Consider the following 23,106-nt stretch of genomic DNA (forward strand, 5'->3'; position numbering starts at 1 on the left):
TTTCTCAGGGTTATACCTAATGCTCGATATACTTATAGATATGAATTCCGCTCATCTGCTAGAACCCGTTTGAGAAAAGTAGGCTCCCGTCAGGTAAGTAAAGACACCGTTTGTTCATATCATTCAAGCCCTAGACTTGCATACAGTCGTTTTTTGCCTCATATACTTACGTGATGATATTTAAAACAAAGACCTCTAATCACCAGACTTGATACCGCTTTCTTTTCATACCGTCTTCATTTCTATAGAACTCCGATGATTTTCCCGCGAAACAGCAAAAAGACCATTCCCCGAAGAGGATGGCCTGCGTTTTCTTATTTAATAGTCGTGGATTATGCCCAGCTAGGTTGAATTTTGAGAATTGGCAGATCTTCTTGAACCGTAACCGAGGTCTTTTCGGTTTCCGCTGAAGTCTCTTTCCCTTCCGCAATGCGCCAAATGTCGGCGCCAAGTCCGGATAATTTCTCCGCCAGATGCACGTACCCGCGATCAATATGATGCGTACCGCTAACTTCAGTCGTTCCGTCAGCAACCAAGCCGGCAATGATTAGGGCAGCCCCTGCTCTCAAGTCCGTGGCGCATACTTTTGCGCCGCTTAGTTTAGCTCCGCCGGTAACAATCGAACTGCGGCCTTCCACTTTAATTTCCGCGTTCATCAAACGGAACTGGTCTACATGCATAAACCGGTTCTCGAACACCGTTTCCGTAACTACACTCGTGCCTTCCGATACGAGCAGCAATGCCATCATTTGCGACTGCATATCCGTTGGAAATCCCGGATACGGCAATGTCTTGACGTCCACCGCTTTTAACGGTTTGTCGGCAATGACGCGCACTCCATTTTCAAATATATCGACACGAACGCCCATCTCTTCCAATTTAGAAACAATCGGGCCGAGATGATCCGCGATCGCGCCTTCCACAAATACGTTTCCTCCGGTCATAGCCGCAGCGATCATAAAGGTCCCTGCTTCAATGCGGTCAGGAATTACCGTATGCTCTACTCCGTGAAGCTTTTCCACGCCTTCAATCCGGATGACACCTGTGCCTGCTCCCCGAACGATAGCGCCCATTCCGTTCAAATAGTTGGCCAAATCGACGATTTCCGGTTCTTTGGCGGCGTTCTCGATCACTGTCGTTCCTTCGGCCAAAGTAGCTGCCATCATAATATTTTCCGTTGCCCCGACGCTGGCTACATCCAGATAAATCTTCGCCCCGCGTAGACGGCCTTGGGATTTGGCTTCAATGAAGCCCTGGCCCAGATTAATTTCCGCACCCATTGCCTCAAAACCTTTAAGATGCTGGTCAATCGGTCTTGTACCAATCGCGCAGCCTCCCGGCAAAGAAATTCGCGTATAACCCGTTCGGGTCAATAAAGGACCCATGACAAGAAAGGACGCCCGCATTTTGCGCACCCATTCGTACGGCGCTTCACAGGAAGCGATGGTTTGCGCATTGACCGTAATGACTTCACGATCATATGTAACAGTCGCTCCCAGCGATTCCAATACTTTATTAATAGTCATTACATCATCCAAAGGAGGAGCGTCACGAATCACGCTTACGCCTTCCTCACCCAACAAGGATGCTGCAATGATTGGCAGCACTGAATTTTTAGCTCCGCTTACTTTAACGTTCCCGGCCAAAACATTGCCACCGCGGACGATAAATTTGCTCATCTTGGTTCCCTCCGCGCGTTCATTTTCACCATTTCCCCTAAACTTCATCATATCATCGGTCATTTGAGGCGCACAAGGCTCTAAACCTGTCGAAAAGTACAGTAATACCGAGGAAACGGCGCTCTCATTAAGCCAGAGTTTCCGTAACGTATCGTAGTCCTTATTCACCATTGTTGACACAATGTTTTGATGTTATTCGACAATTTCCTTGTCCCCTTAGTCTAACACACTTATAACCAAAGACTTAGGAATTAAAACATATACTTCAGCATTTGCGTGTATCCCCAGTACTCGAGCACGAAGGCTGCGACAAACCGTCCCAGAACGACGGACAGAAGCAGATGGAGCAATTTCCCCTGCGGTCCCTTCGGATGGCGAATGAACAAATCCAGTTTAAGGTTTTGCAGCGCCCACCAGGACATCGCGATACATGCCAGTGACACGAGGATGGCCGTAAGGCCGTTTACTCCCACCGATACGGGTACAGATTCGATTGGATTCACTTGAACTTCCTCCCGACACGATATATTTATGCCGCAGATACCTAAACGGTTAATATATCCCCTAAATATATCGGATAAAGTAATGTAAAAATATAGACCTTATATATCATACTTGCCAGCGTGATAATAATCCAGCATTTCTTTCACTTGCAAAGGCTTCCAATATCATCTATTATTCACTTTATTCAATTTTTTGTATCCGCCCGGAAAGGAATGAATTGTATGATGATTGCCGAAGTCATAGTCTACACCTTAGCCGATGCCCAAATCGCGGCTTCTAACGGGGCAGATCGTCTGGAAATTATTACATCCCCTGCGGAGGGAGGATTAACTCCATCCCTTGGCCTTGTTCAGATGATTCATGAGGAGATCGACCTGGATTTCCGTGTCATGATTCGCCCGCATAGCAGAAGCTTCTGCTATGGACCGGACGATATTCGTACCATGGAGCGCGATATTGCAGTCTTCCGGAATATCGGTGCCAGGGGATTCGTCCTCGGGTTGCTCACACCCGAAGGCAACATCGATGAAATTGGGCTTACTCGTCTGCTAAAGGCCGCCGAAGGATTGCCTGTAACGTTTCACAGGGCTTTTGATGAAATCCGGGATCAGGAGCAGGCTTTCTCCGTATTGAGCCGTTATCCTCAAATCACCCACGTTCTCACCTCTGGAGGACGCTCCTCAGTCCTTGAGGCTGCCGACGTCATTCGCCGTCTGAACCTGCTTAGCGAGCAATCCGGCCCTACAGTGCTTCCTGGTGTAGGATTGCATTCCGATCGTCTGGAAGCCTTCCTGAAGGAAACGGGGGTCCGCGAATTCCATATAGGCTCTGGCGTACGTATGAACGGAGATCTGATGCAACCGATTGATCCGGACAAGCTTACCCGGGTTCGCAGCATTGCAGACCGCTTCCAATAAGAGATTGTTCAAAAAACCTTCTTGTTGCTGAAAAGTCGACATTTTGAATACACACTAGAAGGTTGTCTTTAATATGTTCGTTGTCGCAAGCGGTGATTCCTGCATGACATAAAACGACAAAAAACCGGGCATGAAAAGCCCGGTTTTTTGTCGTTCTCCTACTCCTTAGAGCGGCTGGATACATTAATCCGCGTAATGGCTTTTTGCAAGGCCAATTCCGCGCGGCGATGATCGATCCGGTCCTGTTCGGACGCCGACAATCTGCGTTCCGCCCGTTCCCGGGCTGCGATCGCCCGCTCCAAGTCGATCTCTTCCGGAAGCTCAGCGCTTTCGGCCAACACGATGGCCTTATCGCCTTGAACTTCGACAAACCCGCCATGAACGGCGATCGTCTGCGTCTTGCCTCCGGATCTAATCACAAGCGGAGCTACCTGCAAAGGGGTCACAAAAGGAATATGCCCCGGCAGGATGCCGAGCTCCCCTTCCAGTCCGCGAACCGTCAGGCTTTCCACTTCGCGAGAGAAAACGACGTGTTCCGGTGTGACGATTTCCAATAAAAAGGTGCTCACTTTCATCCCTCCTGTTCGTGGGACGTTCATTTCTGAAGCATCCGCAATAACGGCGCGGTGTTACAGCGTCTTCGCTTTCTCCACAGCTTCTTCAATGGTACCGACAAAGAGGAACGCCGCTTCCGGAAGATCATCGTGCTTGCCGTCCAGAATTTCCTTAAAGCTGCGTACAGTTTCCGCAATCGGTACGAACTTCCCTTGGATACCGGTAAATTGCTCGGCAACGAAGAATGGCTGCGACAGGAAGCGTTCGATCTTCCGGGCACGGGCCACGAGCAGCTTGTCATCCTCGGACAATTCGTCCATACCCAGGATGGCAATGATATCTTGAAGCTCTTTATAACGAGCCAAAATTTGTTTAACGCCTTGAGCGACGTTATAGTGCTCTTCGCCGACAATTTCCGGAGTCAGAATCCGGGAGCTGGAAGCCAGCGGATCCACGGCAGGGAAAATCCCTTTCTCGGAAATTTTACGCTCCAAGTTTGTCGTCGCATCCAAGTGAGCAAACGTCGTGGCTGGAGCCGGGTCCGTATAGTCATCCGCAGGCACGTAAATGGCCTGGATCGAAGTAACAGAACCTTTTTTCGTCGAAGTAATCCGTTCTTGAAGCTGACCCATTTCGGTAGCCAGCGTAGGCTGGTAACCTACCGCGGAAGGCATCCGGCCGAGCAAGGCCGAAACTTCGGAGCCCGCTTGCGTGAAACGGAAGATGTTATCGATAAATAACAGCACGTCACGGCCTTCCTGGTCGCGGAAGTACTCGGCCATCGTCAGGCCGGTCAACGCTACGCGCAAACGCGCGCCAGGAGGCTCGTTCATTTGTCCGAATACCATCGCCGTTTTCTCGATAACGCCGGATTCCGTCATTTCCATGTAGAGGTCATTACCTTCACGGGTACGTTCCCCTACGCCGGCAAATACGGAGATACCGCCGTGTTCTTGGGCGATGTTACGAATCAATTCCTGGATAGTTACGGTTTTACCTACACCTGCACCGCCGAACAGACCGATTTTACCGCCCTTGGCATAAGGAGCCAGCAGGTCGATAACTTTAATACCGGTTTCCAGAATTTCGGCTTGTGTCGACAAATCCTCAAACTTCGGAGGTTCGCGGTGGATCGGATTGCGAACAGCAGTTGCAACCTGACCTTTATTATCGATCGTTTCACCAAGCACGTTAAATACGCGGCTCAAAGTCGCTTCGCCGACAGGTACGGAAATCGGTGCACCCAAATCTTCGGCTTCCGTTCCGCGAACCAGTCCGTCCGTTGAGGACATCGCGATACAGCGAACCAGGTTGTCGCCCAAATGATTGGACGCTTCCAAAATCAGTTCGCCTGAACCTTCCTGCGCGTTCTGTTTTACAATTCTAATGGCGTTAAAGATTTCCGGCAGTTGACCACGGCCAAACTCAATATCAACAACCGGACCCATTACGCTAACAACGCGTCCTTTGTTCATCTTTGTTCCCTCCTAAAAGTTTTGCGGTCACACGTCACAAAACAACAGGCAAAACTGCTCGGAAGTAATTCCATGAGCTTTGCTTCTCCGCAAACTGTCATCGTAACCGTTTATGAGTTTTACCGACCTATTACGAGCTTTTTAGCTTTGTGCGTTTGCTCCTGCGACAATTTCCGTAATTTCCTGGGTAATAGCCGCTTGGCGTGCGCGGTTGTAAGTTAAGGTCAGTTCATTGATCATCTTAGTCGCATTTTTCGTTGCGCTGCCCATTGCAGTCATCTTTGCACCGAGTTCACTCGCCTTGCCTTCCAGAAGCGCACTGAAAATGAGAGTTTCCGCATATTTCGGCAACAATACTTCCAGAACTCCTTCAGGTGTCGGTTCATATTCATACTCGGCTGTCACACCGTGATGCTCCACGTTGTCGAATGGAAGCAGGCGATCCACAGTCGGTCTTTGGGTAATCGCGTTGATAAATTGACTGTAGCATAGATAGACTTCATCGTACTGTTCAAGTTCAAATCCTTGTACAGCGGCATAAGCCAGCGATTTGATATCGGCAAATTTTGGCGTGTCGGACAAATCGGTTACGGATTGAACCACCGGAAGGCCCCGGCGCGTAAAATAGTCGCGTCCTTTGCGGCCAACCACGAACAGTCCATATTCCTCAGTAGAGGTATGAGTGTCCTTGATCGTATCCATCACGTTACGGAGCAGGTTCGCATTGTAACCACCGACAAGACCGCCATCGGAAGTAATTACAATATATGCGGTACGTTTCACCGCACGCGAAACCAGCATCGGATGAGAGACGCCGTTCGAACCGACCGCGATGCTGGACACCACTTCCTTCAGCTTATCGACGTAAGGACGTGAAGCCTGTGCCTTCTCCTGCGCCTTTCTCAGCTTGGCCGAAGCCACCATCTCCATCGCTTTCGTGATCTGACGGGTATTCTGAACGCTCTTGATCTGGCGTTTTATTTCGCGCATCCCTTTTGCCATGATTTCACCACCTTAAAGATGTGGGGCAAGTATGCAACATGCTCCTGAAACGGAATTATGTTACTCCCTTGCCTGCATCTTAATCTTCATTCTGTTCGTAATCCTAATTGATCACAAACCGGCGATCCGGCTACAAGCCAGGGCCGGTTTATGACATCCTTATTATAGAGGTAGTTCAAAAAGTCATCATTTGATCACGAAGTGATTCCAGCAGTTGACTCGACATCGAATCTTGCGTTCACCCTCGAAGTCCGGTACTCATGTAGGTTTTGCCTACACTCCGTTCCTCCTTCTTCGGGTTCTCGCAACCTTCTCGGTGCTGAAAAGCTGACTTTTTGAACTTGCACTTATACGGAAGCTGCGAAGCCCTTCTTGAACTTCTCGATAACTTCCTTCAATTTATTTTCATTGTCGGCAACGAGGTCCTTCGTGTCGCGAATCGATTGCAGCACATCATCGTGCTGATTTTTCACGTACGAAAGGAATTCGGCTTCAAAACGGCGTACATCGCCAATCGCGATATCATCGAGATAGCCTTTTACAGCCGTATAGAGACTGATAACTTGCTCTTCAACCGCCAATGGCTGGTTGACCCCTTGCTTCAGGATTTCCATCATCCGGGAACCGCGGGTCAGGCGCGCTTGCGTCGACTTATCGAGGTCGGAACCGAATTGGGAGAACGCTTGAAGCTCGCGATATTGAGCCAAGTCCAGACGGAGCGTACCGGCAACCTTCTTCATCGCCTTGATTTGGGCGGAGCCCCCTACCCGGGATACGGAAATACCGACGTTGATCGCCGGACGTTGACCGGAGTAGAACAGGTCGGATTCCAAGAAGATCTGACCGTCCGTAATGGAGATTACGTTGGTCGGGATATACGCGGATACGTCCGATGCTTGGGTTTCGATAAACGGAAGCGCCGTAATCGAACCGCCGCCAAGCTCATCGCTCAGTTTCGCCGCACGTTCCAGCAAACGGGAGTGCAGGTAGAAAACGTCACCCGGATACGCTTCGCGGCCCGGAGGACGACGGAGCAGCAAGGACAATTCGCGGTAAGCCGCTGCTTGTTTGGACAAGTCGTCATAAATAATGAGGACATGCTCGCCTTTATACATAAAGTACTCGCCCATCGTTACGCCGGCATATGGCGCAATGTAAAGGAGCGGGGACGGTTCCGAAGCGGAAGCAGTTACGACGATCGTGTAATCGAGCGCACCATGGCGACGCAGCGTTTCTACTACGTTGACTACCGTGGATTGCTTTTGGCCGATCGCGACATAAATACATTTCACGCCGTTACCCTTTTGGTTAATGATCGTATCGATGGCGATCGCCGTTTTACCGGTTTGACGGTCACCGATGATGAGTTCCCGTTGGCCGCGGCCGATCGGAACCATCGAGTCGATCGCTTTGATCCCGGTTTGCATCGGCTCATGAACCGATTTCCGGTCGATAACGCCCGGCGCATTATTTTCTACAGGACGGAATTCCGTTGTTGCGATAGGACCCTTGCCGTCCACCGGTTGACCCAGCGGATTGACAACGCGGCCCAGCAAAGCTTCGCCAACCGGAACCTGCATGATTTGTCCCGTACGTTTCACTTGATCGCCTTCGCGAATTTCGCTGTATGGTCCCAGGATAACAACACCGACGTTGCTTTCTTCCAGGTTCAGCGCAAGACCAAACACGCCATTTTCAAACTCAAGCAGTTCGTTAGCCATGGCGTTTTCAAGTCCGTGGACACGGGCGATACCGTCACCAACTTGAATAACGGTGCCGACTTCGGCCACTTCAATTTCCGATTTATATTGCTCGATCTGACTTTTAATCAGTGAACTGATCTCTTCAGGTCTGATACTCAAGTGTTTCACCCCTATCTACAGTGCTTGTCTTCGAAAAGACTTTTCAAGCCGTTCCAGCTTGCCGGACAAACTTCCATCGTACAGCGTGTCGCCGATTCTTACTTTCATTCCGCCTAGCAAACTTGAATCAATCACATTATCAACGCGAATCTTCTTGTTCACGAGCTGGCCGAACTCAGCTTCGACCTGCTGTTTTTCGGCATCGCTTAACGGGTATGTTGTATATACCGTAGCGTTTGCAATTCCCAACGCTTCGCCGGAGATTTGAATGTAGCCTTCCAGCAATTCAGGCAGCAGCTCAGTGCGTCCCCGTTCCACCAGCAGCTTCATCAGGGAAATAACCGGTTTGGATAGCTTGCCTTCAATAGCGCGGGAAATGAGTTCCCATTTGGTTTCCGTCGAAATATTCGGAGAGTCGATAAACTGCTCCACTTCGTCGCCGGCTTTAAAGGATTCCGTAAGCGCCGACAATTCATTCTCAACTTCAAGCGTGCGGCCTTCTTGTGCAGCGATTTCATACAGAGCTTTCGCGTACCGTTTGGCTGCTACGATGTCGCGGCTCATGAGCGGCCACCGACCTCTTTAAGATACTGGTCAACAAGCTCGCCTTGCACTTTTTCTTCGCCGACTTCTTTTTCGATCAGCTTGGATGCGATCTTAACCGATACGGCGCCAACCTCGCTGCGAAGCTGTTCGACCGCTTTGTTCTTCTCGCTTTGAATGTCGCGTACCGCTTCGTCCTTCATGCGGGTTGCTTCGTCCTTCGCTTGCTGCAGCAATTGGTTAGCCTGCTTGCTGCTCGTTTGCTTGGACTGTTCGATAATCTCATAGGCTTCTTTGCGCGCTTCTTGGAGAGCCGTTTTCTGCTCTTCCACGTAAGCGGCCGCCTGTTCGCGGGTTTGTGCGGCTTCGCTAAGCTGCTGCTGCACCAATTCCCGGCGTTTCTCCATCACGGAGAACAGCGGACCGAAAGCGTATTTATTAAGCAAAAAGTATAAAATCCCGATCGCGATCAACGCGATGACGGTGTTTTCCCATACGAAATTCAATCTAAGTCACTCCTTTCCGAAGCCCATCCGTATTGCGTTTCTTGCCCGCGAGGGCTAAAAAGAAGGCGCGGACGGCTGTGGCCTTCCCCGCCAGTTCTTTTATCGATTCAATTATTAAGCCGCGCCATAGAACATGAACGCAAGAACGACGCCGATAATCGGAAGTACTTCGATCAAACCTACGCCGATAAACATCGTTGTTTGAAGAGTGGATTTCGCTTCAGGCTGACGAGCCATCCCTTCGACGGTTTTGCTGATAACCATACCGTTACCCAGCGCTGCGCCGAACGCGCCCAAACCTGCTACGATAGCTGCTGCTAATAATGCCATTGCTCCCATTTGTATATCCTCCTTAAAATTAAAAATCAGTTTTGTATGTTCAACCAGGGTGAAGACCAGCCTCACGCCTTAACTTGAAGCTACTACCAATAAACCTCTAGTGCTCGTGCTCTTCATGGCTCTCAATACTTTGCCCGATATACACCATCATCAGGATAACAAAGACGAAAGACTGAATCGCACCGACGAAAATACTGAAACCGTCCCAAACCATCAACAACGGTATGGAGAAGATAGCCCCCACAACACTTGCTTTGGCCAGGGTCATAATCGTCCCGATCAGCACCTCGCCCGCGAAGATATTCGCAAATAGACGGACGCCGTGCGTGAGCAGCTTGGATAGCTGTTCAATAATGTTGATCGGTAAAAAGAACGGGTAAGGCTGGACGTAGTGTTTCAAGTAACTCTTCGTGTTCTTAAAGAGTCCCAAACCGTGAGATAACACGAACACAAGCAATGCCAGTCCCATAGTGACGCTCAAGTCGGCCGTCGGTGATTTCCACCAGGCTACCTCGGCGTGAGCTTCCTCTCCTGGGTGCTTTTCATGCTGCTCTTTCAGCACTGAGGTAACCGTAGTAATCTCTTGACCGAAAATTTTAGCCTTCTCGGTGTCGTGATACTCAGTAACGATACCCAATGGAAGACCAAGCATATTCGCAACAAAGATGAACATAATCATCGTCATGGCAAGAGAAAGAAACGGTTTCCCTTTCTTCCAATCCATCGTGCTGGAAATCATATTCCGGACGAATTCAACCGCCCATTCCATAAAATTCTGCAGCTTGCCGGGATTCTCCACGGATAGATTCCGGGTTGCCAATTTAGCGACAACGAAGACAATCGCACAGGTTACTATCAGCATAATCAGAACGGACAGATCGAGACGAAAGCCGCCCAGATCAATGACCGGAGCTTCATGCATATTTTCTCACCCCCATTCTAAAGTTGAATGTCCTACTCTGGCTTACGAGAAAATCGGATGCCTGTAAACAATAAATAAAATTGCGCAAAAACAAGGCCTCCGGCAACCGCATACATATTTAATAATTGCGGGGATTTCATAGCGATAAAAATCGCCAGAACCGCCAGAGCCGCCCGGGTCAAAAAACCCATGTTCAGTCGCTTGGAGCCGCCATTCAGTGCCGCCTCCGACACCTGCCGTACTTTTCGGCCCAGGTACAACGCATTGACCGAGCTTACCGCCGAGCCAAGCGCCACTCCGAGAAAGATGCTTTGATAGTCCGGCAGCAGAGCGCCGCCAATGAAACAGAGCATCAGGAAAACCAGGGTGCCGACTGTCAAAGCACGGTGGTATTTCGACAGTTCATCCATCATTTCCCCCCATGACTGACTTGATCAGAGCGATAATGCCCAAGATTCCCACAACAAGGCCGACTAAAACGCCAAGCCCGATGCCGAGACCGTTTTCAAACCATTTCCGGTCCAGATAGGAACCCAAGTAATATCCTCCAACAGAACATACAGCGAGGTTTGTTCCAAGAGCCGTTACCAAGGCAACAGCCCGCCAGGCGCTGTCATTTTTGTCAGGCTTTGTCGGATCTTCCATTCCTACCACCCTAATAATCCCAATTTATTTTACTAATTGTGAAGAGTTTTTGTCAATTGAGGTTTTTTAGTGAATTAAAGTTGTGAAATGTTAAAATCGACCTTGAAAATCCCAACACTAATGCATACACCGTACAGTAATACTGTATACTTTTTCGCGCCTGGGAGCAAAACCTATTTTGCTTACTTTGTGAACTTTCTGTGAAATTGCTCAGGTCGATCATTTATAATCCCGAAATGGTGATATAACGCATTGACAATTCGTTCAGATGCTCGTCCATCTCCGTAAGGGTTAGCGGCCCGACTCATAGAATTATATAGATCACTATCGCTGAGCAGCGCCTTTGTCCGCTCATATACCATCTCCTCATCCGTGCCGACGAGTTCCAGCGTTCCCGCTTCGATGCCCTCCGGGCGCTCCGTCGTATCGCGAAGCACCAGTACAGGAACGCCAAAAGACGGCGCTTCTTCCTGTAAACCGCCGGAATCCGTTAGGATCAGATGTGTATGTGGATAGAAGTTGTGTAAATCCACCACATCCAGTGGCTCGATTAGTTTAATACGGGGATGGTCTCCCAAAGTTTCATACGCCGGTTCTCTCACCGCTGGGCTCAAATGCACGGGGTAAACAATGGCCACATCTTCAAATTCATCCGCAATCCGTCTGACAGCGCGGAAAATATTCATATGCGGCTCTCCCTGTGATTCACGCCGGTGTGCGGTCATAAGAATAAGCCGCTTTCCGGCGGCCCAATCCAGCACAGAATTGTTGTAATTCGGCTGTACAGTATATTGAAACACATCAGTTACTGTATTGCCTGTGATATATATGCTTGACTCCGGCTTGTTCTCTTTGCGCAAATTTCCCGCAGACCAGTCTGTCGGAGCGAAATGCAAATCCGCCAGCACTCCCGTTAATTGCCGGTTCATCTCTTCCGGATAAGGCGACAATTTATTCCATGTACGAAGACCCGCTTCGACATGGCCGATCTTAATTTGCTGAAGAAAAGCCGCATAACTTGCCAGAAACGTCGTCAGCGTATCGCCGTGGACGAGAACGATATCCGGCTTCGCTTCACGAAGGACCTTTTCAAGCCCCTCCAATACGCGGAGCGTAATTTCGTTCAAGCTTTGATTCGGCTTCATAACATCGAGATCATAGTCAGGAACGATCCGGAACACGTCCAGCACCTGATCCAGCATTTCCCGATGCTGCGCCGTCACGCAAACCACGGATTCGATATGCTCGGGATGCTTTTGCAGCTCCAAAATGAGCGGAGCCATTTTAATCGCTTCCGGTCTAACTCCGAAGATCGTCATCACTTTGATTTTTGACATGGCTGTTTCCCTTCCCTACACCTTTTCTTATTTCGTACCGTACAATCTGTCGCCGGCATCGCCGAGCCCGGGAATAATATATCCGTGTTCATCCAGACGCTCGTCCAGTGCAGCAACATAAATATCCACATCCGGATGGGCATCCTGTACCGCTTTGACGCCTTCAGGCGCTGCGATCAAGTTCATCATCTTGATTTGCGTGCATCCCCGCTTCTTAAGCGCGTCTATCGCGGCGATCGCCGACCCCCCTGTTGCAAGCATGGGATCGATAACGATCAATTCACGCTCCTGTACGTCCGTAGGAAGTTTGATGTAGTACTCGACCGGTTGCAGGGTCTCCGGATCACGGAACAGCCCTACATGGCCCACTTTAGCGGCAGGGAGCAACTTCAGCACCCCGTCCAACATGCCGAGACCGGCCCGGAGAATGGGAATGAGTCCCAACATGCGTCCCGAGATAACGCGGGATTCCGCTTCCGCTACAGGCGTCTGTACTTTAATCGATTCCAAAGGGATTTCTCTTGTAATTTCATAGGCCATCAGCGTAGCCACTTCATCCACCAATTCACGAAAATCCTTCGTGTTGGTCCGCATATCGCGGATAAATGTCAGTTTGTGTTGAATTAAAGGGTGATCGCATACCACCAGTTTTGCCATTGTTTGTCCCTCCGGTTTATAGCTAAGTCTACACTTGCGGCAACCCCCACATTCCGAGTGTTCCGCAAATCTTGTTTATTATATCACTGTCCTTTTCTGATTACCACGAACCATGTCGCCTCGGTATTCTTTGTTTATCAGGACCGTACAATCCACCCTAATCCTGCTTGGCAGGCAGAATTCTCCCGTTGCTCTAACAGATAGTGATGGTTACCCGGATATGAACAAGTTCGTCTTTCAGCGTTGATGAAACAATATGAGGCTTTTGGATCAGTTGAACAGGGTGGCTTAGGTTAGGTGTCTATGCTCGGGAGTGTTTGAAGCAGCGAGAGGAAACGAGCCGGTATTCATCCGCGCTCATTACAAACGTTGGATTATAGTATATAGATGTAAGCACTTTTGTCAAATTTGAAAGATAACCACCCCAGATCGATGGTTGATCTGGGGTTTTCGGGCTTTGCTTTATTTCTTTTTCTGCCCTTTAGAGAGCTCTGCCTGTCCGCGCTTCTCTATGGAAGCGAGTACCTCGTCCACGGTCTTTACCCCTGCGATTAGCCCGGTTACTTCCTGATTAATGATCTTTCTTAAACTAAATCCTTTCGGAATTTTTGTGTAGTCAATCGTGCCCCGATCCAGGTTTGGCTTCTGACTGTAAAAGGCCTCCATCCGTTTGCCATCCGGATTATAGTTATAGTCGGTGCGCGTCAGCAGGCTCAGTCCGGCCGTTTTCGACTTTACCTTGGCCATTTCCTCGCTATTGATGAATTTTACTAATTCCCAAGCCGCTTGTTTTTGATCCGAGTCTGCGCTAACGGTCAGAATGTCTGTGAAAAAATAAGTAGATGAAAGCTCGCGATTGCCGGAATCGGAAGGAGCCGAAGCCAGTTCCCAATCTAATTGAAACTTATTGCCTAAATCCTCCTTGGCCCAATTGATTTCATTATTAATGTAGTAAGAATAATCATAGGCCATGGCACTGGTCTTATTAATGAAAGGATCATATTGCTGAGTACCCGCAGAGGGTGATACAACAGCCCCTGACTTGTACGCATCAAGCACCGTCTCAAAAACATTTCTGTATCCTTCCGAATTTATAGTCATCTGTAGCTTAGCGGTGTTATAAGGGCTTAAATTGCGGCTTGTGGCAAGTTCGCTTACCAGAAACTCATAATCGCGAATATATAGGCCATTAACGCCTTCCTTAGCCGGAAACCGTTTAGCCAGTTCAATAACCTCTTCCCATGTCATTTGATCCTTCGGATAGGGAACTTTGAAACGGTCGAACAACTCCTTGTTGTAATAAATCGCCTTGTTATAAAAAGTCGGAGGCAACCCGTACAGCTTACCTCCACCTCTTTGTCTAATAAAGTCGATGATTCCCGGATGCATCCCATCCAAATGAAATGCGTCGTTGGTAATGAAGGTGTTCAGATCATATAACTTGTCATCCGCGATCAATTGTTCATAGACCGGAAGGTCGAGCGCCAATACATCAGGCTTTTCGCGTTTCCACCACGACTCATCCATTCCCCCTTGGGGAGAAGGGATAATAGTGATTTCAATATTAGGGTATTTGGCATTAAACAAATCCCCGTAATCCTTCCTGAACCATTCCTCCCCGGCAGGATACATGACTCGAAGCGTAGCCTCCATTTCAGGGTCCGTCTGAAATTGTATGGTTTCCTGGCTTTTTGAACAGGCCGCGAGAACAGACATAATTACAAGAACTATTAGGAATGCAACCCCTAAACGCATTCTATTTTTCACCTATTCGCCCCCTTCTTTCATTTTCATTTTTGATCTAGCAGCTTCTGTCCCCGCTCCTGCATCGAAGCAATCGCCTCGTCGAGGGTTTTAACGCCGACCATGACGGCTTTTCCCTCAGAATTGATAATTCCATCCAAGTTGCCAAAGAATCGATTCGGGAACAGGTTGTAATTGATGATCTTACGATTTACGTCTGGCTTTAAATTATAAAAGGCCTCCATCCGCTTGCCCTCCGGGTTATAGATATAATCCGTTCGCGTCGGTACGACAACCGATACCGTTCTGGATTTGGCCTTAGCCAATTGCTCACTGTTAATAAACTTCACAAGCTCCCATGCCGCCTGCTTTTGCCCGGATTCGGCATTTATCGCTACAATACCGGAAACACGGAAGTAGGGGGAGATATCACGATTAAACTCATCCACCGGAGAAGATACGACGTCCCAGTTTAAATGGAATTGATCCCCTTTCTCTTCCGTGGCCCAATTGATGTTGTTATTAATGTAATAATAATAATCTACGGTCATCGCGCTGGTCCCCGTAATAAAAGGATCATATACCTCAAATAGATCTATATCCGGTAAATTCACAGCCTTGGTTTGATACCCGTCTAAAATCAATTCAAATATTTTTCGATAGGATTCTGTATTAAGGGTAACTGCAAGATCCTTCTCGCTAACCGGATTGATACGACTGACCCAAGCCATATCATTGACGAAGTCGGAAAAGTTTCGCATATATAACCCGCTTATCCCATCCTCGGATGGAAATCGCTTTGCTAACTGGATCACTTCCTCCCATGTCATCTGATCCTTGGGATACGGAATGCCATACTTATCGAAGAGATCCTTATTGTAATAGATTGCTTTGGAAAGAAAGGAGGATGGAATTCCATAGATTTTTCCATCGCCAACTTTCCTTAAGTAATTAATGACCTCCGGATGAATCCCTTCTAAATCAAAATCGCGATTGGATAAGAGCGCACTTAGATCATACATCCTGTTATCCTGGATAAACTGCTCATATTCATCATTGGAAGTAATGCTGAACACATCTGGCTTCTCCTCCTCTAGCACCTTATTTAAGCTCGCTGTGTTTCTCCATTGGTAATTAACTATCTCAAGTTCGATGTTCGGATATTTCGCCTTAAAGAGATCTCCATATTCCTCCATGATTTGCCGTTCGCTTTCTATAGACATCACCTTCAGCGTGGCCTTCATAGCCGGATCGCCTTCATATTTAATTGTTTCTTTATCCGATGAACAAGCTGATAAAAGAAGCAATAGCACCATTAAAGTCGCAAATAGGACCTTTAACCGGATCTTCAAATCTAACCCTCCTCAATCTGGTTTACAGTTTTACTTCTGATCCAGTAACCGTTGCCCCCGCTCCTGCATGGAAACCATCGCCTCATCCAGCGTCTTGGCGCCGACCATAACCGCTTTAGCTTCGGAACTGATAATCTCCTTAATATGGGTATAAAACCCTTTCGGGACGTTATCATAATCGATGCGGATGGGATTCGTATCTGGTTTTAAGCTATAAAAAGCGTCCATATTCTTTCCTTCAGGGTTGTAAATGTAATCCGTTCGAGCAGGCAGCGTAAACCCATTTGTTTTTGACTTGGCTTTTGCGAATTCTTCACCATTTACAAACTTAACGAATTCCCAGGCCGCCTGTTTTTGCTCCGATTCGGAATGGATAGAAAAAATAGCGGCAATGTTAAAATAAGGCGAAGTATCACGGTTCGTCTCCTTCACCGGAGCCGTGGCTACATCCCAGTTTAAGAGAGGATTATATCCAGTTCCCGCTTTGGCGGGGGTTATGTTGTGGTTTATGTAATAGTAATAATCCACCGTCATGGCACTAGCACCTGTTATAAATGGATCATACACCTCGAAAAGATCAACTTCAGGCAGTACAACTGTCTTTGCTTTGTAGGCTTCGATAATGTCCTTAAATATATTTTTATATGAAGCCGTATTTACTGTTACCTTCTGATCTTTGACATTAACCTTGCTTAGTCCGTAACAGCGGTCCATATCTTCCGATAATGAGTAAAAGTCGCGCATAAACAATCCGCTAACTCCGTCCCCTGCCGGAAATCGTGCAGCTAATTGAAGAACCTCTTCCCATGTCATTCGGTCCTGAGGATATGGAATACCGTAGTTGTCGAACAAATCTTTATTGTAAAATAGAGCTTTCGTCAGAAACACGGAAGGAAGTCCGTATAGTTTCCCGTTACCGGCGTCTCTAAGGGAGTCGACAATCCCCTGATGAACTCCTTCGAGATTAAAGGCATCTGTGTTAAGTAATGCATCCAGATCATACAGCTTGCTCTCATAAAGAAGTTGTTCATATACCTTCTGCGAGGTTAGGAAGATATCGGGCTTTTCTTGCTTCAATATTTCTTGGAGATTGCCTTCTTGAAAGGAAACCACATTCAGTTCAATATTCGGGTACTTCGCATTAAACAAGTCGCCATAATCCTGCATAAAATCATCTTTGCTGTCGACTGTCATGATTTTCAGATTGGCATGCATCTGCGGGTCGCCTTCGTACTGTACAGTTTCTTTGCTGGGTGAGCAGGAAATAAGAAGAGATAGAACGATCATTCCTGCCAATATGGCAGTTACTCGGGTTTTCAATTCTATGCCCCCTTTTACCTCACTTCTCATCCAGCAAACGCTGCCCGCGCTCCTGCATTGACGCAATCGCCTCGTCGCGGGTTTTGGCACCTACCATTACGGCTTTAGCCTCAGAACCAATAATCCCTTTCAAATTCGTATAAGTTCTCGGTGGAAGCAGATCATAATCTACAAAACTATGGGTACTAACGTCGGGCTTCAAATTATAAAAGGCTTCCATTCGTTTACCGTCCGGGTTAGGAATGGCATCTGTCCGTGTAAACAAACCGAGGTGGGAGAGAGATTTTGAATTCACCCTGGCCAATTCTTCGCTGCTGGCGAATTTAATGTATTCCCATGCCGCCTGTTTTTGCTCCGAATCCGCATTGATTGCATAAATACCGCCGATCTGAAAATAGGGTGACGTCTCACGGCTTGATTCCAAAACCGGTCCGGAGGCTAAATCCCAATTCAAATTGAACTTGTTACCCTGTTCCGCTTTGGCCCAATTGATATGACCTTTAATATAGTAGTTATAATCCACGGTCATGGCACTTTTACCTGTAACAAAGGGATCATAGACTTCAAATGGATCCAGCTCAGGAAATGTGGCGGACTTCGAATCATGAGCATCCCAGATCATTTCAAATATCTCTTTGTAGGATGCCGTGTCCAACGTTACCTTCATCTCTTTCGTATTAATTGGGTTTACTCCCCGACTCCAAGCCAAATCTTCCACCAGATCGGAAAAAATCTTGTAAAACCCGTACACTCCGTCTTCTGCCGGAAACCGCTCCGCCAGTTGAAAAATCTCTTCCCATGTCATACCATCTTGAGGATAGGGAATGCCGTACTTATCAAACAAATCCTTATTGTAAAAAACCGCCTTACTCATAAATTCAGTGGGAAGTCCATATAGTTTCTCATTCCCCATTTGTCGTAAATAATTGACGATTTCCGGGTGGATTCCTTCAAGTTGGAACGCTTCGTTGGAGAAGAGGGCATCCAGGTCATATACCCGGTTTTTTTGCAAATATTCCTTGTACTCCTCAATTGAAAGAATAAAGATATCCGGCTTTTCTTCCTTAATTACCTTATCAATATTAGCTGGCGTATACCGGACTAGTTGAATTTCAATATTCGGATACTTTACTTTGAATAAATCCCCATACTTTTCCTTGAAATATCTCTCATCGGTATTCGTCAGAACTTTCAAGGTAGCCGTCATTTCCGGGTCGCCCTCATATTTAACTGATTCCTTATTAGGCGAACAAGCCACGACAAGCAGAGACCATACCATAATAGTTAATACGATCTTCAATCTTTTTTTCATAACGATCCCCCATGACGATGCACCGCCAATAGTTAACTGTTCACATGGTGCTTTTGCAGTAGATCGAATTTATTTTTAGACTTCAACTGACTTACCATCTGTTCGATAGCAGCAACCAAGTAAACAGCTTCCTCCTGTGTAACCGTCTCATGCAGACTGAGTCTGATACTGCTGGAAGAAATCGATTCATTCTGCGTCATAGCCATTAGTACACGGCTTTGCTTGGCCTTTGACGAACAAGCGGATTGAGACGAGACTATAATTCCTTGTTTGGCCAGCGTGCTGATCATCATCGCTGAGGTGATCCCTCTCCCCTGATATGAAAAGTTAATGATATGAGGGGAAGAGAGCGGGGGTACCGGGCTATTCATTACCAACCCTGGAATCGTCGCCAATCTGGAACAGACCAGACCATGCAGAGTCGTCAGATACTCTAACTTCTCTTGCCGTTCCTCCAGGGAGGCCACGATGGCTTCGGTAAAGCTTAATACGGCGGGAACGTTCGTAGTGCCCGGCCTTATACCCTGTTCCTGCTCGCCGCCGTACATCAGCGGGCCTATCTCAATATGCTCTTTGGCTACTAGCAGTCCGATGCCTTTAGGTCCCCCGATTTTATGTCCTGATATGGTGTATAAATCGATATGTTCTAACTCAACCTGCAATTTTCCAAATCCCTGTACCCCATCAACATGAAAAAGAATATGCGGCTCTGACTTAAGCAACTCCGCAATTTCCTCAATCGGCTGCACGGCTCCTGTTTCGTTATTCACATGCATCACGCTCACGAGGATGGTATTGGGTTGCAGCGACTCCTTCACGGACACCGGACTTACGATCCCGCTCCGGCTGACGGGGAGGAAAGATACTTCCACCCCTTCCTCCGCTAATTGTTTGCCGCATTGGTATACGGATGAATGCTCAATTTCGGATAAAATAATATGGGGATTTCGCCCCGTCCGCTTCATCCAGGCCCGAACCACGCCTAAAATCGCAAGGTTATTGCTTTCCGTCGCACCGGACGTGAAAATCAATTCCGTAGCTTTGACTTGAAGCAGCCGGGCTATATGCTCTCTGGATTCTTCCACCTTAAGGCTGGCCTCAAACCCCATTTCATGCATGGATGACGGATTGGCATAACAATGCTTGACGGTGTCCACCAGCGTACGAAACGCCCGGGGATGTAGAGGCGTTGATGCACAAAAATCGAAATATAGAGAGTTCATCATTTCCTCCTGATATAATTTCTCAAGGCATTTATGAGGGGCCCTTCTCCACGTGTTCCGGCCAACTCCAACAACTCGTTTAAGGAATAGACCTTCCCTTTGTCACAAATCTGATGAGTCTCATTGGCAACCAAGCCAAAGGGATGGGAACGGATCAAAAAGTCTTGTTCCATTTGTTCTGAAGATAGCGAAATGATCGGCCACTTCCGCTGAAGAAATTCATCCAGTTCTTTATGGTCCTCGTCGCTCCCCGTAGAAAATAGAATCACGCGAGCCTGAGGCAGATGGATCTGCTGAAGCTCAGGCACCAACTCCATACATCGGACACAGTGCATTGAAATAAACAGCAACACTTTCCTCTCCCGAATGGAACGAAGATTCAGGGCATTACCGCTCTGATCTATATAATCTTTATCCGGAAGGAAACTCCAGAGATCCGGACCATTTTCGTTAATCATATATAGGCTCCTTTTGTATGTTCACTAATGATTCAAGCTCCTTAGCGTTCCTAACGGTTCCTTTCGATAAAACGTAGCCGTCCCTGGAAAGAAGATATAGATAAGGAAAAACCGAGGTTTTAAACTTTTCCCTTCGATCAGGACTGTATAGAACAAACGGGGAAGTAATCCGGTACTCCTTCACAAGCTTATTCACTTTGGACTCGTCGCCTTGAATGTAGAGAATAGTTCTTTTGGCGGGCCATATTTCAAGGAGCGTACTAAGCTTGGAGAAAATGTCCAGACATGACATACAGTCCGTTGACAAGAAAAGAACGACTCCCCCCTCCTCCCCCACCATCCCTTCTGGAAACAGGCTGCCTAAAGGCAACCCCTGATCACGGCTAGGCCATGTCGGGGAGGACAATTCCAAACTAGAGCCCAACTGTCCGGGATCGGCCAACTCGTCGATGCTCTCGATCCTACCCTCCGCATTTACGGTTACAACAGTCGGGACCCGCTGAATTCCGAACATCTCTATAACTTTGGAAGACCTTAAGATAGGAAACTTATATGAAATATCCCCCAGATCGGCATCCGAGTAAGGCTCGGGATCACCTTTCAGGACCAGAAAATGATTTCTTTGAGAGTAGCCCGCCAACTGCTTTAGCACTTCGACACAGGACCCGCAGCTGTCGCTTAGAAAAATCAATTTTGAAAGACGTCCGGGAAGATCCTCTGACCTTACCTTTCTTCCCACTTGGTCTCGCCCTTTAAATAGAGGAAGAAAGTCGCCTACTTTCCCGCCCCGGGGAAGAGCTCCCTCCGTGAGCACCTTACGTTGCGCCTTAGCTTTTAAAGAGATAAATAGCTTGCTTATCGGATCAAGCACTTTTTTCATGCAATCACTCCGTTCATGTCATACCACTGGGACTGGGCTTCATACATACGTGCATACTCCCCTTGACGCTGGATCAGTTGGGAATGAGTTCCTTGCTCGACAAGACGTCCGTCTTTCAGCACTAAAATCAAGTCCGCATTACGGCAGCTTCCCAGCCGATGGGAAATCATAATGCTCGTTTTCCCCTCCACCAATTCGGAGAATCGTTCGAATAAGGCGGCTTCGGCAATCGGGTCTAGTGCGGAAGTGGGTTCGTCATAAATAACCAGCTCGGCATCCGCATTAAAGAAGGAACGGCTTAACGCAACCTTCTGCCATTGGCCTTGAGACAATTCTTTGCCCCCTTCATATTCATGGCCCAATAGCGTGTCATATCCCTGTGGGAGTGAGTGTGAAATGAAGTCCACCCCTGTCTTGATCGCCGCAATATTCAACTGTTCTCTATTGTCCAGGGCCGAGATCTGTCCGAACCCGATATTCTCCTTCAACGTTAATTGATACTGCATAAAATCCTGAAAAACCGCGCTAACCAACTTGGCGTCTTCGTCCGTGAAAATATCCTTCCCATTCCAAAGTACATTTCCGTATTGAGGTCTATAAAGGCCAAGCAGGCATTTGGCCAACGTACTTTTACCGGCCCCGTTATGTCCGACAATAGCCACTCGCTGTCCCGGCTTAATGTGAAACTCGACATCCGACAAGGCAGGCACACTCTGATTGGGATAGGTAAAGCTCAGTCCCGCTACCTCCAGACCGCCAATCGTCGCTTCATGGGATCCGGGCACCAGCTTCCGTAATTCCATTCGCTCATCCGGTTTTTTATCCGGAAGATGCAGAAACTGGATCAGTTCGCTTGTAAACAGTGCGTTCTCATAAATGCCCGACAAATTCGCGGCAATCAGCATCACACTGTCTTTGGCCGTCGTCACGGTCTGAATCATCGCCACAAAGACCCCGATCGTAAGGCCGCCCGTAAAACTAATTAAAAGAACAACCACAGTAGCAAGGGCCGTAAACGCGTAAGAAAAAGTCTCGGAGAAACCGCCAAGCCACTGGCCCGACTTTTCCAGCGCGGCCTTTTCCTTCGCATTTTTCCAGTACAACTTGCCCCATTGATCGATGATGTAAGGATACAGCTTGAACAGCTTCATTTCCTTGGCGGACTCCCTGCTGGTCATCAATCTCATAAGATATTGAACTTTACGGCTTGACGGGGTTTGCTCGATCATCTGCTTATATCTTTTCTGGCCCAGTTTCATATTGATCAGGAAGGAAGGTATGATTAAACACAGCACTCCCACGGACAGCATCCAATGAAACCCGGCCAGAACAAAAAGCAGTGAAACTAACGTAATGATACTTTGCAGCACCAAGAAAAAATGATCCAACACCGAAAGCCCGCGATAAGCAAGTCCTTGTGTGACTCTCTGCAGGCGGTCATAGTATTCGGATTGCTCGAAATAGATATAATCCAGTCTGGAACACTTATCGGCGATCTCCCGGTCCATTTGAAACTGCGCCTTTTGCTTGATCACCACAAGAAGCATATGAGCCAGCGACCTTAAACCTAGGGCAGTCAGAAAAAATAGGGCCTGCCAGCTGATCGTCGTCAACGCCGGCAGCAGCATTTCCTTATTTCCTTGGAACAATACGGCGGCTTGCTCTACCAGTCGCTTGGTCAGATAGATTTGAACCGCCGGCTGCAAGGCCTCAACGATCCGAATGACCATCATTACAGCCAATCGGACAGGAGCCGATTTCCATATGAACGGAACGATTTCAAACAATAATCCACGAAGGACTCCCTTATGGTTCACCTCGGCTACACTCTTTCTCATTATTTTGTATCTAGGCGAATGCCCGGCTATCCATGAA

Annotated in this window: 23 protein-coding genes; 1 reads left to right on the plus strand and 22 read right to left on the minus strand. The window is 47.9% G+C overall.

Annotated elements, in window-relative coordinates:
* Window positions 1–332: 332 nt before the first annotated feature.
* Both murA and NYE70_RS15390 read right to left on the minus strand, forming a co-directional pair.
* On the minus strand, window positions 333–1,679 hold the full coding sequence (gene murA, locus NYE70_RS15385; protein ID WP_211022664.1) for a UDP-N-acetylglucosamine 1-carboxyvinyltransferase: 1,347 nt from the start codon (window positions 1,677–1,679) through the stop codon (window positions 333–335).
* A gap of 251 nt (window positions 1,680–1,930) precedes the next feature.
* Entirely contained in the window at window positions 1,931–2,182 is a 252-nt protein-coding gene (locus NYE70_RS15390) for a DUF1146 family protein (protein WP_211022665.1), read from the minus strand.
* 222 nt (window positions 2,183–2,404) lie between these two features.
* Here NYE70_RS15390 and NYE70_RS15395 point away from each other — a divergent pair, with 222 nt between their 5' ends.
* Window positions 2,405–3,100, plus strand: a complete 696-nt coding sequence (locus NYE70_RS15395; RefSeq protein WP_341046744.1) for a copper homeostasis protein CutC — start codon at window positions 2,405–2,407, stop codon at window positions 3,098–3,100.
* Window positions 3,101–3,258: 158 nt separating this feature from the next.
* Here the strand turns inward: NYE70_RS15395 and NYE70_RS15400 are convergent, their stop codons facing one another.
* The 20 genes from NYE70_RS15400 to NYE70_RS15495 all read right to left on the minus strand — a co-directional run bounded on the left by NYE70_RS15400 (window position 3,259) and on the right by NYE70_RS15495 (window position 23,069).
* Entirely contained in the window at window positions 3,259–3,669 is a 411-nt protein-coding gene (locus NYE70_RS15400; RefSeq protein WP_213653701.1) for a F0F1 ATP synthase subunit epsilon, read from the minus strand.
* 60 nt (window positions 3,670–3,729) lie between these two features.
* On the minus strand, window positions 3,730–5,130 hold the full coding sequence (gene atpD, locus NYE70_RS15405) for a F0F1 ATP synthase subunit beta (protein ID WP_290405509.1): 1,401 nt from the start codon (window positions 5,128–5,130) through the stop codon (window positions 3,730–3,732).
* A 141-nt stretch (window positions 5,131–5,271) separates the two neighbouring features.
* Window positions 5,272–6,132: an ATP synthase F1 subunit gamma gene (gene atpG, locus NYE70_RS15410; protein WP_290405508.1), complete on the minus strand. Its 861-nt coding sequence runs from the start codon at window positions 6,130–6,132 to the stop codon at window positions 5,272–5,274.
* A 347-nt stretch (window positions 6,133–6,479) separates the two neighbouring features.
* Window positions 6,480–7,994: a F0F1 ATP synthase subunit alpha gene (gene atpA / locus NYE70_RS15415; protein WP_290405507.1), complete on the minus strand. Its 1,515-nt coding sequence runs from the start codon at window positions 7,992–7,994 to the stop codon at window positions 6,480–6,482.
* A gap of 15 nt (window positions 7,995–8,009) precedes the next feature.
* The gene (locus NYE70_RS15420; protein ID WP_290405506.1) at window positions 8,010–8,558 is read right to left on the minus strand and encodes a F0F1 ATP synthase subunit delta; all 549 of its coding nucleotides are present in this window, start codon (window positions 8,556–8,558) and stop codon (window positions 8,010–8,012) included.
* Window positions 8,555–9,043, minus strand: coding sequence for a F0F1 ATP synthase subunit B (gene atpF, locus NYE70_RS15425; RefSeq protein WP_290405505.1), 489 nt, complete (start codon window positions 9,041–9,043; stop codon window positions 8,555–8,557). The genes NYE70_RS15420 and atpF overlap by 4 nt, the downstream gene beginning before the upstream one ends.
* Window positions 9,044–9,157: 114 nt before the next feature.
* Window positions 9,158–9,382 (minus strand): F0F1 ATP synthase subunit C, encoded by a 225-nt coding sequence (gene atpE, locus NYE70_RS15430; RefSeq protein ID WP_290405504.1) that lies wholly within the window; start codon window positions 9,380–9,382, stop codon window positions 9,158–9,160.
* A gap of 97 nt (window positions 9,383–9,479) precedes the next feature.
* Window positions 9,480–10,304: a F0F1 ATP synthase subunit A gene (atpB, locus tag NYE70_RS15435; protein ID WP_290405503.1), complete on the minus strand. Its 825-nt coding sequence runs from the start codon at window positions 10,302–10,304 to the stop codon at window positions 9,480–9,482.
* A 32-nt stretch (window positions 10,305–10,336) separates the two neighbouring features.
* Complete coding sequence (locus NYE70_RS15440) at window positions 10,337–10,717, minus strand: ATP synthase subunit I (protein WP_290405502.1); 381 nt, start codon at window positions 10,715–10,717, stop codon at window positions 10,337–10,339.
* Window positions 10,707–10,949, minus strand: a complete 243-nt coding sequence (locus tag NYE70_RS15445) for an AtpZ/AtpI family protein (protein ID WP_341046750.1) — start codon at window positions 10,947–10,949, stop codon at window positions 10,707–10,709. Before NYE70_RS15445 ends, NYE70_RS15440 begins: the two co-directional genes overlap by 11 nt.
* A 182-nt stretch (window positions 10,950–11,131) precedes the next feature.
* Window positions 11,132–12,286 carry a non-hydrolyzing UDP-N-acetylglucosamine 2-epimerase gene (wecB, locus tag NYE70_RS15450; RefSeq protein ID WP_341046751.1) on the minus strand — a complete coding sequence of 385 codons (1,155 nt, stop codon included), beginning with the start codon at window positions 12,284–12,286 and terminating at the stop codon, window positions 11,132–11,134.
* A 27-nt stretch (window positions 12,287–12,313) separates the two neighbouring features.
* Window positions 12,314–12,943, minus strand: a complete 630-nt coding sequence (gene upp / locus NYE70_RS15455) for a uracil phosphoribosyltransferase (protein ID WP_211022675.1) — start codon at window positions 12,941–12,943, stop codon at window positions 12,314–12,316.
* A gap of 462 nt (window positions 12,944–13,405) precedes the next feature.
* Window positions 13,406–14,710 (minus strand): ABC transporter substrate-binding protein, encoded by a 1,305-nt coding sequence (locus tag NYE70_RS15460; RefSeq protein WP_341046754.1) that lies wholly within the window; start codon window positions 14,708–14,710, stop codon window positions 13,406–13,408.
* 23 nt (window positions 14,711–14,733) lie between these two features.
* Window positions 14,734–16,038: an ABC transporter substrate-binding protein gene (locus tag NYE70_RS15465; protein ID WP_290405498.1), complete on the minus strand. Its 1,305-nt coding sequence runs from the start codon at window positions 16,036–16,038 to the stop codon at window positions 14,734–14,736.
* 30 nt (window positions 16,039–16,068) lie between these two features.
* Window positions 16,069–17,358, minus strand: coding sequence for an ABC transporter substrate-binding protein (locus NYE70_RS15470; protein ID WP_341046758.1), 1,290 nt, complete (start codon window positions 17,356–17,358; stop codon window positions 16,069–16,071).
* A gap of 19 nt (window positions 17,359–17,377) precedes the next feature.
* Window positions 17,378–18,670 (minus strand): ABC transporter substrate-binding protein, encoded by a 1,293-nt coding sequence (locus NYE70_RS15475; RefSeq protein WP_341046760.1) that lies wholly within the window; start codon window positions 18,668–18,670, stop codon window positions 17,378–17,380.
* A gap of 32 nt (window positions 18,671–18,702) precedes the next feature.
* Entirely contained in the window at window positions 18,703–19,896 is a 1,194-nt protein-coding gene (locus NYE70_RS15480) for a cysteine desulfurase family protein (RefSeq protein ID WP_341046761.1), read from the minus strand.
* Entirely contained in the window at window positions 19,893–20,351 is a 459-nt protein-coding gene (locus NYE70_RS15485; protein ID WP_341046762.1) for a TlpA family protein disulfide reductase, read from the minus strand. The genes NYE70_RS15480 and NYE70_RS15485 overlap by 4 nt, the downstream gene beginning before the upstream one ends.
* On the minus strand, window positions 20,344–21,231 hold the full coding sequence (locus tag NYE70_RS15490; RefSeq protein WP_341046763.1) for a hypothetical protein: 888 nt from the start codon (window positions 21,229–21,231) through the stop codon (window positions 20,344–20,346). The genes NYE70_RS15485 and NYE70_RS15490 overlap by 8 nt, the downstream gene beginning before the upstream one ends.
* On the minus strand, window positions 21,228–23,069 hold the full coding sequence (locus NYE70_RS15495) for an ABC transporter ATP-binding protein (protein ID WP_341046766.1): 1,842 nt from the start codon (window positions 23,067–23,069) through the stop codon (window positions 21,228–21,230). Before NYE70_RS15495 ends, NYE70_RS15490 begins: the two co-directional genes overlap by 4 nt.
* Between the last annotated feature and the right edge of the window lie 37 nt (window positions 23,070–23,106).

Origin of the sequence: Paenibacillus sp. FSL R5-0407, assembly GCF_038009185.1 — a bacterium.
Lineage (GTDB): Bacteria > Bacillota > Bacilli > Paenibacillales > Paenibacillaceae > Fontibacillus > Fontibacillus vini.